Source organism: Streptosporangium sandarakinum (genome assembly GCF_050942225.1).
Lineage (GTDB): Bacteria > Actinomycetota > Actinomycetes > Streptosporangiales > Streptosporangiaceae > Streptosporangium > Streptosporangium nondiastaticum.
In genome coordinates, this window is the sequence record NZ_CP192034.1 from 1719894 (window position 1) to 1734066 (window position 14173).

Genomic DNA, 14173 nt, shown 5'->3' on the forward strand with positions numbered 1-14173 from the left:
GTCAGGCGGCGTCGCGCAGGGAGCGGCCGGTGTGCTTGAGGAAGACGTCGTCGAGCGTGGCCCGGTCGAGGGAGATGGAGCCGATCGACACGCCCCCGGACTCCAGGGCGCGCAGCAGGGCGGGCAGGCTGTGCTCGCCGTCGTCGAGGTAGGCGCGCAGGACCTCCCCCTCCAGGCGCGTCTCGGCGATGTACGGCTGCGCGGCCAGCAGTTCCCGGGCCGCGGCCGGGTCATCGGTCCGCAGCGTGACGACGTCGCCCGCGATCTCCTTCTTCAGCCCGCCGGGGGTGCCCTCGGCGACGATCAGGCCGTGGTCGATGATGACCAGCCGGTCGCACAGGGCGTCGGCCTCGTCGAGGTAGTGGGTGGTCAGCAGCACGCTGGTGCCCGCGTCGCGCAGGGCGCGGATCTCCTCCCAGAGGTTGGCGCGGTTCTGCGGGTCCAGGCCGGTGGTGGGCTCGTCCAGGAAGACCAGCGGCGGCCGGTTCACCAGGCCGATGGCCAGGGCGAAGCGGCGCTTCTGCCCGCCGGAGAGCGTCCGCGCCGGGCGGTTCGCGACCTCGGTCAGGCTGAAGGTCTCCAGCAGCTCGCCGGCGCGGGCCAGCGCGTCCCTGCGGGAGGCCCCCGCGAGGCGGGCGGCCAGCACCAGGCTCTCCAGGCCGGGGGCGTTGTCGTCCACGCCGCCGGCCTGGCTGACGTAGCCGATCCGCTCGCGGACCTTGGCGGCGTCGGTGACCACGTCGTACCCGGCGACCCGAGCGGTCCCGGCGGTGGGGACGGTGAAGGTGGCGAGCATCCGGACGGTGGTGGTCTTGCCCGCGCCGTTGGGGCCGAGCGCGGCGAAGATCTCACCTTCGCCGACGCTCAGGTCGATGCCCCGGACGGCCTCGACCTCCTCGGTCTTACCGCGCCCGCGCCGGGCGGTGAAGGTCTTGCGCAGTCCCTGCGCCTCAATGATCATGATTCTCCGTTCGGGGGATGGGGGTCGTGCGGAGTCCCGGGGTTTTCCCGGCAAGGGCGTTCAGGGGGCGCCCGGACACACCGTTCCGGGGGATGTGCCCGGAAGGTTCGGAAGGCGTATCCGGAAGACGCACCCGGATGTTTCACGGCGCGTCCGAAGAAGAGAGTGAACCCTCCAGTGGGAGGAGCCTCAACCGGTTTTCACGGCAGCTCGCCGTTCCGGACCTTCTCGACGGCCTCCTCCACCCAGGTGAGCTGGGCCTGGAGCTGGAGGACGTTCAGCCGCAGGCACTCGTCGATGTGCGGGGGGGCGCCGTAGGCCTGCTTGCCGCCCATCGCCCGCCGGACCATCTCGACGGAGAACCGGAGCTGGGCGGCCCTGGCCTCCAGCGCCGAGGTCAGCTCGGCCGGCGACAGCCGGTCCATGAAGGTGAGCGCCACCTGGAACGGGTCGACGATCGGCTTGATCTCCCACCAGTTCGACAGCAGCAGGCGGTTGAACTCCGACCGGCCGTCCTCGGTGATCGCGTAGACGGTCTTGCCGCCCCTGCCCTCCTCCACCCGCTCCAGCAGGCCCTCGTCGGCCATCTTGGCCAGGCCGTGGTAGATCGAGCCGTAGGCCACGTTGGCCCAGTGGTGGGTGCCCATGATTTCGAGGCGGCGCCGTACCTCGTAGCCGTGGAGCGGGCCGTCGAGCAGCACGCCGAGCAGGAGAACGCGGGTGGAGGACATACTCAAATTTGTATTCAAGTTTGTATAAGGTGTCAACCGTGAGAGAGATCAGACGCGACGACGACGGCGCCCTGCTGGGCTACCTGCGGCAGGCCGGCGACGGCTGGGAGCCGCTGACCGTGTTCGGTTACCCGCTCGGCGAACCCGGACCCGAGGACCGGGCGGCCGGGGAGGTGCGGCGGTCCGGGCTGGAGATGCTCATGGGGCACTGGGAGTTCCTGCGGGACGGCGAGTGGTACCGGTGCGTGATCCTGGAGGCCGCCGCCGGGGAGGTCCGGGTCCGTCCGGACGACCACCGCTACCCGCACGGCGGGTACGCCCTGACCCTGGAACGGCCCGGCCCCGCGACCTTCCGCCCGTACCGGTAGCCGCACCGGTACGGGCGGGACGGGCGCCGACCCGGGCGGCGTCGTGAAACCGGGCGGCGCCGCGAAACCGGGCTGCTCAGGGCCGGGAGGGGGTGACGGCGGGCCGGCGGGCCCGGAGTAACGTGGCCCGCATGTCCGCACGACCGACCGCACTGGTCACAGGAGCCTCCCGGGGAGTCGGGGCCGCCGTCGCCCGCGCCCTCGCCCCCACCCACGATCTACTGCTCGGCGGCCGCGACGCCGAGGCGCTCGGCAAGCTGTGCGCCGAGCTGCCCGGCGCACGGCCCTGGCCGGTGGAGCTCACCGCCGTCACCGAGGCCGACGTCGCCGGGATCGACCGGCTCGACGTGCTGGTGCACAGCGCGGGCGTGGTGACCCTGGGGCGGATCGAGGAGACGCCCGCCGAGGTGTGGCGCCGCACGATGGAGGTCAACGTCGTCGCGGTGGCCGAGCTGACCCGGCTGCTGCTGCCCGCGCTGCGCGCCGCCCGCGGCCAGGTGGTGGCGGTCAACTCGGGGTCCGGGCTGCACGCCAAACCCGCCTGGGGGTCCTACGCCGCCAGCAAGTTCGCGCTGCGCGCCTTCGCCGACGTGCTCCGGCAGGAGGAGCCCGCCCTGCGGGTGACCACCGTCTATCCCGGGCGGATCGACACCGACATGCAGCGCGGGGTGCGGGCCCAGGAGAACGGGGCCTACGAGCCGGAGCGATACCTGACGCCGGAGTCGGTGGCCCGGGCGGTGCTGGCGGCGGTGACCGCCTCGCCGGACGCGCACCTCACCGACATCACCCTCAGCCCGGCGGTCCGTCCCGTCGCCTGACGTCCCGCGGGCCGCCCGCCGAAGGCGAAAGGCTGAAGGCCGAGGGCGGAGGGCTCGCAAATGAATGACTTCATTCACATAATGGAGTGGTGTTCGACGAGATGTGGGGTGCCATCGAGCACCTCGGACGTGACGGCCGGACCGGCGGATACCTCCGCGACGCGTGGTCGCCCGCCGACCGGGAACTGCGCGAGTGGTTCCGCCAGGAGGCGGAACGGCGCGGCCTCGACCTGCGGGAGGACCGCAACGGCAACCTCTGGGCCTGGTGGGGCGACCCGTCCGGCCGTCCCGGCGTCGTCACCGGCAGCCACCTGGACTCGGTACGGCAGGGCGGTGCCTTCGACGGCCCCCTCGGCGTCGTCTCCGCCTTCGCCGCCCTCGACGCGTTGCGCGCCAGGGGCGCCGAGCCCGCCCGTCCGCTGGGCGTCGCCTGCTTCACCGACGAGGAGGGCGCCAGGTTCGGCGTCCCCTGCGTGGGGTCCCGGCTGCTCACCGGCGTCCTCGACCCGGACCGCGCCCGCGGCCTGACCGACGACGAGGGCGACTCGCTCGCCGAGGTGCTGCGCCGGGCCGGACGCGACCCCGGCGCCCTCGGCCGGGACGACGAGACGCTCCGGCACATCGGGGTCTTCCTGGAGCTGCACGTCGAGCAGGGCCGCGGCCTGGTCGACGCCGGAGCCCCGGTCGGCGTGGCCTCGGCCATCTGGCCGCACGGCCGCTGGCGCTTCGACTTCCGCGGACAGGCCAACCACGCCGGCACCACCCGCCTGGACGACCGCGACGACCCCATGCTGCCCTTCGCCCGCACCGTCCTGCGCGCCCGCGAGGCCGCCGAACGCGCCGGGGTGCTCGCCACCTTCGGCAAGGTGCGCGTCTCGCCCAACAACGCCAACGCCGTCCCCGGCCTGGTCAGCGCCTGGCTCGACGCCCGCGGCGGCCGGGAGGACGCCGTCCGGGCGCTGGTCGCCGAACTGGCCGACTCCTCCGGCGCCGAGGTGAGCGCCGAGTCCTGGACCCCCGTCGTCGACTTCGACGCGGATCTGCGCGACCGCCTCGCCGCGGTCCTCGGCGGCGCCCCGGCGCTGCCGACCGGCGCCGGGCACGACGCCGGGATCCTCGCCGCCGCGGGCGTTCCCAGCGCCATGGTGTTCGTGCGCAACCCAACGGGAATCTCACACTCCCCGGACGAACACGCCGAGACGTCCGACTGCCACGCGGGGGTCGCCGCCCTCGCCGACGCGCTGGAGGACCTGTGCCGGAGCTGAACTACTGGTGCGAGCTGGCCTGGCTGCCCCCCGGAGAGGCAGTGAAGGGCGTGCTCGTCACCGTCACCGACTCGATGATCTCCGATGTCGTCCCCGGCGTGGCCGAGCCGCCCGCCGGAGCCGTCCGCCTCGCCGGGCTGACCCTCCCCGGCCTGGCCAACGCCCACTCCCACGCCTTCCACCGCGCCCTGCGCGGGGTGACCCAGCGGGAGAAGGGCAGCTTCTGGACCTGGCGCGAGCAGATGTACACCCTGGCCGCGACGCTCGACCCCGACTCCTACCTCGCCCTGGCCAGGGCGGTGTACGCCGAGATGGCACTGGCCGGGATCACCTGCGTCGGGGAGTTCCACTACCTGCACCACGGGCCCGGCGGCAGGCCGTACGACGATCCCAACGTCATGGGGCACGCCCTCGTGCGGGCGGCGCGGGAGGCGGGCCTGCGCATCGCGCTGCTGGACACCTGCTATCTGACCGGTGGCATCGGCACCCCGCTGACCGGCGTCCAGCAGCGGTTCGGCGACGGTGACGCCGAGCGGTGGGCGATACGGGCCGAGGCCCTGCTCGCCGCCTACCGCGGTGAGAAGGACGTGGAGATCGGCGTGGCCGTCCACTCGGTGCGCGCCGTCCCCGCCGAGCAGATGCCGGTGATCGGCAGGTTCTCGGCGCACCACGCGGTCCCGGCCCACGCCCACGTCTCCGAGCAGCGCGGCGAGAACTCCGCCTGCGTGGAGACCTACACCGCCACCCCGGTCGAGGTCCTGTGCGAGCACGACATCCTCGGGCCCCGCTCGACCGCCGTGCACGCCACCCACCTGTCCGACGTCGACATCGCGCTGCTCGGCCAGTCCGGCAGCCACGTCTGCATGTGCCCCACCACCGAACGCGACCTGGCCGACGGCGTCGGCCCCGCCCGGAAACTGCGCGACGCGGGATCGCCGATCACCCTCGGCTCCGACAGCCACGCCGTCATCGACCTGTTCGAGGAGGCGCGCGCCGTGGAGCTGAACGAGCGGCTGATCAGCGAGCAGCGCGGCCACTGGACGGCCGCCGAGCTGCTGTGCGCCGCCACCGCCGACGGTCACTCCTCGCTCGGCTTCGCCGACGCGGGCATGCTCGTGCCGGGCGCGTGGGCCGACCTGGTGTCGGTCCGGCTCGACTCGGTCCGTACGGCGGGCGCGTCCGCCCGCGACCTGGCGGAGACCGTGGTCTTCGCCGCGTCGGCCGCGGACGTGCACTCGGTGGTGTCGGGCGGCCGCCGCATCGTCGAGGACGGCCGGCACGTCCTGGGCGACGTCGGCGCGATGCTCGGCGAGGCGATCGCGGCGGTCCGCGGGGAGGGGGCGTGAGCGGCGTGCGCGGTGCGGCGGGTACGGCCGGTGCGGCCGGTGGAGTGGCGCGGGTGAGCGGTGCGGCCGGTGCGGCCGGTGCGGCCGGTGGAGCCGAGCGGCTGGGCGATGCGGAGGGGAGCGAACGGGTGAGCCGTGCGGAGGGGGAGAGGCGGAGCACCCTTTTCCATCGGATCGGGCTGCTCTACACCGGCGACCCGGAGCGGGAGGAGATCACGGACGCCGCGCTGGTCGTCGAGGACGGCCGGGTGGCGTGGATCGGAGCCTCCGGCGAGGCGCCCGCCGCGGACGAGCGCGTGGACGCCGGCGGGCGCTGCGTCGTCCCCGGCTTCGTCGACAGCCACGCCCACCTCGTCTTCGCCGGGGACCGCACCGCCGAGTTCGCCGCCCGCATGTCGGGCGAGCGCTACACCGCCGGAGGAATCCGCACCACGGTCGCGGCGACCCGCGCGGCCACGGACGCCGCGCTGACCGAGCGGACGGCCGCCCTGGTCGCCGAGATGCTCGCCCAGGGGACCACCACCGTCGAGATCAAGAGCGGCTACGGCCTCACGGTCGGCGACGAACGCCGGTCCCTGGAGATCGCCCGGCGGTTCACCGCCGAGACCACCTTCCTGGGCGCCCACGTCGTGCCGCCGGAGGCCTCGTCCGCCGACGACTACGTCCGCGTCGTCACCGGGGAGATGCTCGCGGCCTGCGCGCCGTACGCCAGATGGGTGGACGTGTTCTGCGAGCGCGGCGCGTTCGACGCCGACCAGAGCCGGGAGATCCTGCTGGCCGGGGCGAAGTCCGGGCTGCTGCCGCGCGTCCACGCCAACCAGCTCGGCGAGGGCCCCGGCGCGCGGCTCGCCGCCGAGGTGGGCGCCGCCTCGGCCGACCACTGCACCCACCTGACGGATGCGGACGTCGACGCCCTGGCCTCGGCGGGGGTCGTCGCCACCCTGCTGCCGGGTGCGGAGTTCTCGACCCGCTCGCCGTACCCGGACGCCCGGCGGCTGCTGGAAGCCGGGGTGACCGTCGCCCTGGCCACCGACTGCAACCCCGGCTCCTCCTTCACCTCCTCCATGCCGTTCTGCGTCGCGCTGGCCGTACGGGAGATGCGGATGACACCGCTGGAGGCGGTCCGGGCCGCCACGTACGGCGGAGCCAGGGCCCTGCGCCGCGACGACGTCGGCGTCCTGCGGGTGGGAGCCACCGGTGACCTGGTGATCCTGGACGCCCCGTCCTACGTCCACCTCGCCTACCGGCCCGGGGTGCCCCTCGTGGCACAGGTCTGGAAAGAGGGGCGTCGCCTGGTTTGAGACCCGTGGGAAGGGGGCAGCGACGGGGCTTGTGACACCACGCGCGCGGACGTCCTTCTCGGGGGCGGCCTCCTCCTTGAGGAGGAAATCCAAAACCATTCTCCTGGCGTACTTCTTTAGGGAATCTTTGCTCCGGTCCGAGCGTTGATCAGACAAGCGGCATGTCCGCGCACGCGGGGCGTTGAGCGAACGCGTGGGCATGCCATAAGCAGGCGGAGCGAGGTGCCATCGGATGGCAAGGCCGACGGGGAATCGGACGCAGGAGCAGCAGGTCTCGGACCGGGACCTGCTCGGAACCTACCTGGCTGAGATCGGGCGGGTCCCCCTGCTCACCGCGGAGGAGGAGGTGGAGCTCGCCAAGCGCATCGAGGCGGGCCTCTTCGCGGAGCAGTTGCTGGACAGCGGGCTGTCGGAACCGCGGATCGGGGACGCGGCCGACGAGGAGCTGGAACGGATCGCCGTTTCCGGGCAGCGGGCCAAGGACGAATTCATCCAGGCCAATCTACGTCTTGTGGTGGCGGTCGCGCGCAAATACTCCGGCCGGGGAATGCCGCTGATCGATTTGGTGCAGGAAGGAAACCTGGGCCTGGTGCGGGCGGTCGAGAAATTCGACTACCGCCGGGGTTACAAGTTCTCCACATACGCCACGTGGTGGATCCGCCAGTCGGTGGGACGCGCCATCCACGAGCAGGCCCGCCCGGTACGGCTGCCCACCCACGCGGGCGAGCAGATGACCCGGCTGATGAGGGTCCGGCGCGACATGCTGGCCGAGTTCGACCAGGAGCCGACCGACGCCGACCTGGCCAGCGTGCTGGAGCTGCCGATCGAGCGCGTCCGCGAGCTGCGCCGCTGGGCCTCCGAGCCGGTTTCCCTGCAGCTCGGCGTGGGTGACGAGGACGAGACCGAGCTGGGCGACATGATCGCCGACGAGACGTGGGCCGACCCCGAGCAGCAGGCCATGGACATCCTGGAGCGTGAGCGCCTGGAGCAGTGGCTGACCGGCCTGGAGGGGCAGACCCGTGAGATGCTCCGCTGGCGGTACGGCCTGATGGACGGCCGCGAGCACACCCTCACCGAGGTCGGTGAGCGCTACGGCATCGGCCGCGACCGAGCCCGCCGCATCGAGCGCGACGCCCTGGCCCGCCTGCGGAAGATGGCCACGGCGGCTTGACGTTGTTTTCCACCAGGCCCGGTTCCTTTTGGAACCGGGCCTTTTCGATGCGGGGCGTTTCCTCGGGCTTGGGTGGGCCGGTGGTTGCCGGGGTGGTCGTTTGTTCGCGCTGCGGTGGGTGGGTGTTCCGGCCGGAAAACCCACCCACCTCCGCGCCATGACTGACCGATTCGTACGGCCTGCTCGCCGTAGCTTCTTCCTTTCCGTCGGCCCATGGTTCCCGCCGCCGCTGAAGCGACTCTTGCTCCCGGTCGAGGGCGGGCCGCCGTAGCCTTGCGGCCACACCGACAGGGGAGAGCGCAGGGCCGGGCGCCGTAGCCGCTCGCTTTCGGACCGCCCGCGGTCCCCGCCGCTTCGGTTTCCAATGGTCCTCGTCACAGGCGCCTTTCCCCGCCGTGGGGGCGGGGAGTGCAGGGCCGGGCGTAGATGCTCCCCGTCACCTCCCCCAGGTGACGGGGAGTTCGTGGACTCCGTAGATGATCATGTCGTTGCGCAGGGGGACCTTCTCCGGCGGTACGGCCAGCCTCAGGTCCGGGAAGCGCCGGAACAGCGCGGAGAAGCCGGCCCGGATCTCGACCCGCGCGAGCTGCTGGCCGAGGCACTGGTGGACGCCGTGCCCGAAGGCGAGGTGGCCGGTGGCGGACCTGGTCAGGTCGAGGGTGTCGGGGTCGGGGAAGCGCTCGGGGTCGCGGTTGCCGCCGGGCAGCGAGACCATGACGCTCTCGCCCGCCCGGACGAGGACGTCTTCGACCTCGACGTCCTCCAGGGCGGCGCGGATCGTCCCCGGGACGACCGGGAGGTAGCGCAGGAGCTCCTCCACGGCGCCGTCGGCGGTCTCCGGGTCGGTGAGCGCCGGGATCCGCTCCGGGTTCAGCAGCAGCGCGAAGGCGCCGAGCCCCAGGACGTTCGTCGTGGTGTCGAAACCCGCGCCCAGCAGCATGAACGCGATGTTGGTCAGCTCCTCGTCGGTCAGTCCGCCGTTCGTGACGAGCCCGCCGAGTATGTCGTCGGCGGGTTCGGCCCGCTTGCGCCGTACCAGCTCGCCGAGGTGGACGCCGACGTCGGTCATCGCCCGCTGCCGGTCCTCCTGGGTGGCATTCTGGCGGATCATCTCCGTGACGTCCGCCTGGAACCGCTCGCGGTAGTCGTACGGCACGCCCAGCAGCTCGCAGATCACCAGCGCGGGAACCGGCGCGGCGTACTCCCGTACCAGGTCGGCCGGGGGGCCGGCCGCCTCCATCCGGTCGAGCTGTTCCTCGGCGATCCGTTCGACGCGGGCGGTGAGCCGTCGCATCCGGCGTACGGTGAACTGCCCGGTGAGCAGGCGCCGGTAGCGGGCGTGGTCCGGGTCGTCCATCCCGATGAACATGCCGGGCAGGGCGGGCGGGATCTTCGCGGCGCTGAACGGGCTGCCGCGCAGTTCCTGCCGGGCGCTGAACCGGGGGTCGGCGAGCACCGCGCGGATGGTCGGGTACCGGGTGACCACCCAGCCGAGCCTGCCGTCCGGGTAGCGGACCCGGGCGATCGGCCGCTCATCGCGCATCGCCAGGATCTCCCGGGCCGGGTCGAAAGGACCGGAGGCGGTCATCGGGAACGTCAGGGGCTCTGTCGGCATCTTCGCCGTCCTCACCGGGCGCCAGGGGTCGCCCACGCCATTCATTCGGGGCCTCCGTGCTCCGGCCCCGCGCCCTCATGAAACTACACAAAGTGTAAGAATGCAATGTGAGTAAGAATGCTTCTCATATAAAGTGAGCTCGTGGACGAGTCACGGCGTGAGCGCAAGAAGCGGCAGACCAGGCGGCTGATCGCGGAGACGGCGATCAGGCTGTTCGGCGAGCGGGGATACGAGCAGACGACCGTCGCCGAGATCGCGGCCGCCGCCGACGTGGCCACGAAGACGTTCTTCAACCACTTCCCCAGCAAGGAGGACGTGCTGTTCGCCGGCACGCGGGAGCGCAACGCGGTCCTGCTGACGGTGATCGCCGGCCGTCGCCCGGGGGAGAGCCTCCCCGACCTGCTGACCCGGATGTACGAGAAGCTGCTGGCCGACTACCGGGCCGAGGGTGTCGAGGCGGAGGACCCCGAGCTGATGAAGACCTACACCCGCCTGGTCATGACCGTGCCCGCTCTCCAGGCGAAGGCGCTGTACATGTCGTTCGAGCTGCAGAAGGAGATCGCCGAGACCCTGGTGAAGGTCTATCCCGACGAGCTCGACCCGGTCGGCGCCGCCGCGGTGGTCGGCTCCGTGATAGGCGCCGTCCAGGGGGCCGCGCTCGCCAGCATGGACCTGGGCGAGCCGGAGGAGCGGTTCTGGGCGTCCATGCGCCGCGGCTTCGACCTCGCCCTCCGCGGCCTGAGCAGGTGATGAGCCGTCCGCCCCGCCGTGCGCCCGGCGATCGTCGTCTCCTCGGCGCCGCCTGAGGGCCCCGGGCAGGCGCAGGGGCCCTCAGGCGACTCGTCATCGGCGGGTGGGGGGCCCGGCCGGTGCCGCCGGGTTCGTCCGCCGGGTGTTCTGGAAGGCGGCGAACCGCCAGGCGTCCGGTTCCCGTACGGCGGTCAGGGTGATGACGGAGTCGCGCCCGGGGTCGGGCACCCCGTCGAGGGACGAACCGCCACCGGCGACCACGACCGCGACGTCGGGCCGCAGGAAGCGGATCGAGGGGGACGCCACCCCGGTCAGTCTCGACCCCTTCAGCGGTCCCTCGAAGAGCGCGCGGTGGGAGTCCTCGATGGCCTGGCGGCCCGTCATGTGCAGGCCGAAGAACGTGACGTAGTCGGCGTCCTCGGTGAACTGCCCGGCGTAGGCGGCGGCGTCGCCGTCGTTCCAGGCGTTCGTCATCCGGTCCAGCGCCGCGCCTATCTCGCGCGTCGCCAGGGAGACCTCGGTCATGTGCTTCTCCTCGGATCGGGCCCGTACGGGCTCTGGGCCGGCCCGCGAGGCGGCCTATCCTTGGAGACTGCGAGTCCTGGACGGCCGCTTCGCGGATCCGGTTCGGGTTCATCCGCCGGCCGGGTGTTGGCGCACCCGGCCGGCGGCCTCTCATTCCCGGGGCGGCTCCTCGGCGAGGAGGCCGTCCATCAGGGTGCTCCTGACGGAGCCGGGCCAGTCGAGCACGCCCGACTCCAGGCGCGCGACCACCCCGCGCACCCAGTCGAGTTCGGCGGCGCGCAGCGCCCGGTCGCACTCCACCTCCAGCGTCAGGATCGCGGGCAGCCCGGAGGCCGCCAGCCCGCCGATGTGGGCGTCGGCGGCCACGACCATGCCTTGGAGGGTGGCGGCCCGGGTCCGCAGGCACCGGCCGGCGTCCTCGGGTGACAGGCAGCCCATGAGGGAGATCGCCGCCAGGAACGCGCCGCTGTCGGACCCGACCTCCTCCAGGAGCCGCCGGAGCCGGCTGCGCAGCTCGGCCCCGCCCTCCGGGGTGATCTCGTACACCGTGCGCTCGGGCCGGCGGCCCTCCCGCGTCGTCGCGGCGGGCGCGATCAGCTCCTCCGCCGCCAGCCGGTCCACCGCGTGGTAGAGGCTGCGGGGCAGGCCGGTGACGTAGTCCTTGTGCGTCTCGACGATGAGGCGGTGCAGCTCGTAGGGATGGCTGGGCCGTACGGACAGCAGCGCGAGCACGGTCAGCCCGACCAGATCCCGCTCACCTCTCCGCCGCGCCGCCATCCCCACCCACCCTCGGTATGCAACTCCCTATATTGCATATTGCACTATGACGGCAGACGGGTCCAGACGGAATCGAAGCGGTCCGCCGCGCGGTAGGTTCCGCGGCGCGGGGAAAGGTGCGACCGTGGACATTCAGGTCCCGGGAGCCCCTGCGGAGGCATGTGATGCGCATGGACGTCAATGGCGTGGAGCTGGAAGTCCAGGTCAGCGGGGAGGGGCCGGACGTCGTGCTGCTGCACGGCTACCCGGACACCCACGCCTGCTGGCGGCACCAGGTGGCCGCGCTGAACGCCGCCGGATACCGCACGATCGTCCCCGACCTGCGGGGTTTCGGCGCGTCGGCCAAACCGGAGGGGCTGGAGAACTACCGCCTCTCCCGTTATGTGGGGGACCTGCTCGGGATCATGGATCGCCTCGATGTGGAGCGGGCCCACCTCGTGGGCCACGACTGGGGGTCGCCTCTCGTGCAGCTGACCGCCGTCGCGGCGCCGCAGAGGGCACTCAGCCTCACCTGCATGTCCGTCGGCCACCCCGCCACGCTGGCGGCGGCGGGCCCCGTGCAGTGGAGACGGTCCTGGTACATGCTGCTGTTCCAGTTCCGGGGTGTCGCCGAGTGGTGGCTCAGCCGCGACGACTTCGCGACCATGCGGCGGTGGATGGGCGGGCACCCCGATGTGGAGGACGTCATCGCGCGCATGCGAGACCCCCGCGCGCTCACCTCCTCGCTGGCGATCTACCGTACGGGGCTCCGCCCCCTGCCGTCCGGCAGGGTCGCCAAGCTGCCGCCGGTGCCCACCATGGGCGTGTGGAGCAGCGGTGACCGGTTCCTCACGGAAAGAGCGATGCTCCTCACCCAGGAGCACGTCACCGGGCCGTGGCGCTACGAGCGGATCGACGGCGTGGGCCACTGGATGCAACTGGAGGCCCCGGACAGGGTCAACGCGCTTCTCCTCGACTTCCTCTCCACCGCCGCCTCGCCCCACTGACTCCTCTCCCCGGTCGCCGGTCCTTTGCCGCAGGCCGCCCGATCCGCATCGCCTGGCGCCGAGAACGAGTTCGCCGGCAGGGGCTATCTGGTGGCGGGCATCGAGCACACCTATGAGTCGGTGGCCACCATGTTCCCGGACGGCAGGGCCGTCACGTTCGAGGCGGGCAGGGGCGGACAGACCCCGGAACTGGGGGAGAAGGTCGCCCGGGTCAGGGCCGCCGACACGGCGTTCGTGCTGGACGCGCTGGAGAAGGACAGACTCTGGAACCGGCCGGCGACGGGGAGAAGGGGTCCTGGGACCTGTTCTGGCCCCACGTGACCGGTGACTGGAAGCGCTGGCTGACCGTCACCGGCGCCGAGCACATGAACTTCGTCGACTACGCGGTGCTCCAGCCGCAGCTGGGACTGCCGGCCTTCCCCATCGACGGCGAGCGCTCCATAGCGATCACCCGCGCGTACGTCGGCGCCTTCCTCGACCTGCACCTGAAGGGCAAGCGCCGGCCGCTGCTGGACGGGCCGTCGGACGGCTACCCCGAGGTGAGGTTCTGGTAGCCGGAGAACCGCTCTCCTTGTTGACCTCAAGGTAGGTCGAGGTTGTTGTATGGGTGCCGATGATCCTGTCGTCCGTACGGGATTCCCTGATGAAAGAGGTATGGCCATGACCGATGACGTTCTCGTGGTGGGAGAGATCTCGCGGGAGACCCGGGCGGCGGTGACCGGTGTGGTCAAGGCGCTGGAGGAGGCGTTCAACACCAAGGACGCGATCGCGTTGAGCGAGCAGTTCGCCGTGCGGACGTCCTGGTCCAACGCCATGGGCAAGCGCCTGGACGACCGTGAGGCGATCGTCGAGTTCAGTGTTCCGGCGATGAAGGGGTTCCTGGGTGAGTCCTACGCGCGGTACGACGTCGTCAAGCTGCTGGAGATCGCCCCGGATGTGATCGCGGTGAACGTGGCGCAGACGCCCACGGACCGTGCGGGCGAACCCGTCGAGGGTGCCCGGGGTGCGACGCTCTACGTGATCTCCAAGGAACCGGACGGCTGGAAGATCGTGGCCGGCCAGAACACCGCCGTTCCCGCCTGACCCGCCCCGCGTCTCACCGGTTCGCGGGCCGTTCGCCTACAGCGCCCGGCCCTGCGCCCCCGTCGGGGTGGCCGCAAGGCCACGGCGCCCGGCCCTGCGCTCTCCCCTGTCAGCGTGGCCGCAGGGCTACGGCGGCCCGCCCCCGGCCGGGAGCAAGGGTGGCTTCAGCGGCGGCGGGGACCGTGGGCCGGGCGGAAGGGAAGCGACTACGGCGGGCGGGCCGTACGGCCGGGCAAGTCATGGCGCGGAGGTGGGTGGGTGTTCCGGCCGGCTTCAAAACGCCGGAAACCACCGCGCCCGAGGCCAGGCCGAAGGCCGGAAACCACCAGAGCCCAGCCGCAACGTCGGCCGGAACACCCACCCATCGCAGCGCGCACCAATGACCGACCCGGCGACCACCGACCCGCCCAACCCCGTTTCGGGCTCAAGGCCATCTCGGGTTGAAGCACCGTTCAGGGACCGCCGCGCCGTACGGG

Annotated in this window: 16 protein-coding genes; 11 read left to right on the forward strand and 5 right to left on the reverse strand. The window is 72.2% G+C overall.

Annotation, left to right across the window (positions count from 1 at the left end; genetic code table 11):
• Nucleotide 1: 1 nt before the first annotated feature.
• Together ACQP10_RS08165 and ACQP10_RS08170 are read right to left on the reverse strand one after the other, a co-directional pair.
• A complete protein-coding gene (locus ACQP10_RS08165) occupies nt 2–961 on the reverse strand; it encodes an ATP-binding cassette domain-containing protein (protein WP_346020911.1) in 960 nt (319 codons plus the stop codon).
• A gap of 200 nt (nt 962–1161) precedes the next feature.
• Nucleotides 1162–1692: a PadR family transcriptional regulator gene (locus ACQP10_RS08170; RefSeq protein ID WP_179819133.1), complete on the reverse strand. Its 531-nt coding sequence runs from the start codon at nt 1690–1692 to the stop codon at nt 1162–1164.
• 38 nt (nt 1693–1730) lie between these two features.
• On the opposite strand from ACQP10_RS08170, the gene ACQP10_RS08175 reads away from it, so the two are divergent.
• The 6 genes from ACQP10_RS08175 (at nt 1731) to ACQP10_RS08200 (ending at nt 7961) form a co-directional block, all read left to right on the forward strand.
• On the forward strand, nt 1731–2060 hold the full coding sequence (locus ACQP10_RS08175; protein ID WP_346020910.1) for a hypothetical protein: 330 nt from the start codon (nt 1731–1733) through the stop codon (nt 2058–2060).
• Between the two features lie 131 nt (nt 2061–2191).
• A complete protein-coding gene (locus ACQP10_RS08180) occupies nt 2192–2878 on the forward strand; it encodes an SDR family oxidoreductase (protein ID WP_346020909.1) in 687 nt (228 codons plus the stop codon).
• 101 nt (nt 2879–2979) lie between these two features.
• Nucleotides 2980–4143: an allantoate amidohydrolase gene (locus tag ACQP10_RS08185; protein WP_362747650.1), complete on the forward strand. Its 1164-nt coding sequence runs from the start codon at nt 2980–2982 to the stop codon at nt 4141–4143.
• Nucleotides 4131–5489, forward strand: a complete 1359-nt coding sequence (locus tag ACQP10_RS08190; RefSeq protein ID WP_389994094.1) for a formimidoylglutamate deiminase — start codon at nt 4131–4133, stop codon at nt 5487–5489. The genes ACQP10_RS08185 and ACQP10_RS08190 overlap by 13 nt, the downstream gene beginning before the upstream one ends.
• A 128-nt stretch (nt 5490–5617) precedes the next feature.
• Complete coding sequence (gene hutI, locus ACQP10_RS08195; RefSeq protein WP_386149260.1) at nt 5618–6790, forward strand: imidazolonepropionase; 1173 nt, start codon at nt 5618–5620, stop codon at nt 6788–6790.
• Between the two features lie 232 nt (nt 6791–7022).
• On the forward strand, nt 7023–7961 hold the full coding sequence (locus ACQP10_RS08200) for a sigma-70 family RNA polymerase sigma factor (protein WP_179819128.1): 939 nt from the start codon (nt 7023–7025) through the stop codon (nt 7959–7961).
• A gap of 436 nt (nt 7962–8397) precedes the next feature.
• Here the strand turns inward: ACQP10_RS08200 and ACQP10_RS08205 are convergent, their stop codons facing one another.
• The gene (locus ACQP10_RS08205) at nt 8398–9576 is read right to left on the reverse strand and encodes a cytochrome P450 (RefSeq protein WP_346020907.1); all 1179 of its coding nucleotides are present in this window, start codon (nt 9574–9576) and stop codon (nt 8398–8400) included.
• A 141-nt stretch (nt 9577–9717) separates the two neighbouring features.
• Here ACQP10_RS08205 and ACQP10_RS08210 point away from each other — a divergent pair, with 141 nt between their 5' ends.
• Nucleotides 9718–10326 (forward strand): TetR/AcrR family transcriptional regulator, encoded by a 609-nt coding sequence (locus ACQP10_RS08210; protein ID WP_433541136.1) that lies wholly within the window; start codon nt 9718–9720, stop codon nt 10324–10326.
• Between the two features lie 93 nt (nt 10327–10419).
• On the opposite strand, the gene ACQP10_RS08215 is transcribed toward ACQP10_RS08210, so the two are convergent.
• The gene (locus tag ACQP10_RS08215; protein WP_346020905.1) at nt 10420–10851 is read right to left on the reverse strand and encodes an SgcJ/EcaC family oxidoreductase; all 432 of its coding nucleotides are present in this window, start codon (nt 10849–10851) and stop codon (nt 10420–10422) included.
• A gap of 150 nt (nt 10852–11001) precedes the next feature.
• Complete coding sequence (locus ACQP10_RS08220) at nt 11002–11628, reverse strand: PadR family transcriptional regulator (RefSeq protein WP_399499838.1); 627 nt, start codon at nt 11626–11628, stop codon at nt 11002–11004.
• A gap of 170 nt (nt 11629–11798) precedes the next feature.
• Between ACQP10_RS08220 and ACQP10_RS08225 the strand changes: the two genes are divergently transcribed.
• The 4 genes from ACQP10_RS08225 (at nt 11799) to ACQP10_RS08240 (ending at nt 13697) form a co-directional block, all read left to right on the forward strand.
• The gene (locus ACQP10_RS08225) at nt 11799–12614 is read left to right on the forward strand and encodes an alpha/beta fold hydrolase (protein ID WP_433541137.1); all 816 of its coding nucleotides are present in this window, start codon (nt 11799–11801) and stop codon (nt 12612–12614) included.
• A 90-nt stretch (nt 12615–12704) separates the two neighbouring features.
• A complete protein-coding gene (locus tag ACQP10_RS08230; RefSeq protein ID WP_433541138.1) occupies nt 12705–12935 on the forward strand; it encodes a hypothetical protein in 231 nt (76 codons plus the stop codon).
• Complete coding sequence (locus ACQP10_RS08235) at nt 12932–13168, forward strand: hypothetical protein (protein ID WP_433541139.1); 237 nt, start codon at nt 12932–12934, stop codon at nt 13166–13168. The genes ACQP10_RS08230 and ACQP10_RS08235 overlap by 4 nt, the downstream gene beginning before the upstream one ends.
• A 106-nt stretch (nt 13169–13274) precedes the next feature.
• A complete protein-coding gene (locus tag ACQP10_RS08240; protein WP_346020900.1) occupies nt 13275–13697 on the forward strand; it encodes an SgcJ/EcaC family oxidoreductase in 423 nt (140 codons plus the stop codon).
• The last annotated feature ends 476 nt before the right edge of the window (nt 13698–14173 follow it).

Bases quoted from the DNA above. Each gene is read 5' to 3' on its own strand.
- ACQP10_RS08165 (WP_346020911.1), bottom strand. From the start codon at position 961: ATGATCATTGAGGCGCAGGGACTGCGCAAGACCTTCACCGCCCGGCGC.
- ACQP10_RS08170 (WP_179819133.1), bottom strand. From the start codon at position 1,692: ATGTCCTCCACCCGCGTTCTCCTGCTCGGCGTGCTGCTCGACGGCCCG.
- ACQP10_RS08180 (WP_346020909.1), top strand. From the start codon at position 2,192: ATGTCCGCACGACCGACCGCACTGGTCACAGGAGCCTCCCGGGGAGTC.
- ACQP10_RS08185 (WP_362747650.1), top strand. From the start codon at position 2,980: ATGTGGGGTGCCATCGAGCACCTCGGACGTGACGGCCGGACCGGCGGA.
- ACQP10_RS08200 (WP_179819128.1), top strand. From the start codon at position 7,023: ATGGCAAGGCCGACGGGGAATCGGACGCAGGAGCAGCAGGTCTCGGAC.
- ACQP10_RS08205 (WP_346020907.1), bottom strand. From the start codon at position 9,576: ATGCCGACAGAGCCCCTGACGTTCCCGATGACCGCCTCCGGTCCTTTC.
- ACQP10_RS08215 (WP_346020905.1), bottom strand. From the start codon at position 10,851: ATGACCGAGGTCTCCCTGGCGACGCGCGAGATAGGCGCGGCGCTGGAC.
- ACQP10_RS08220 (WP_399499838.1), bottom strand. From the start codon at position 11,628: ATGGCGGCGCGGCGGAGAGGTGAGCGGGATCTGGTCGGGCTGACCGTG.
- ACQP10_RS08225 (WP_433541137.1), top strand. From the start codon at position 11,799: ATGGACGTCAATGGCGTGGAGCTGGAAGTCCAGGTCAGCGGGGAGGGG.
- ACQP10_RS08240 (WP_346020900.1), top strand. From the start codon at position 13,275: ATGACCGATGACGTTCTCGTGGTGGGAGAGATCTCGCGGGAGACCCGG.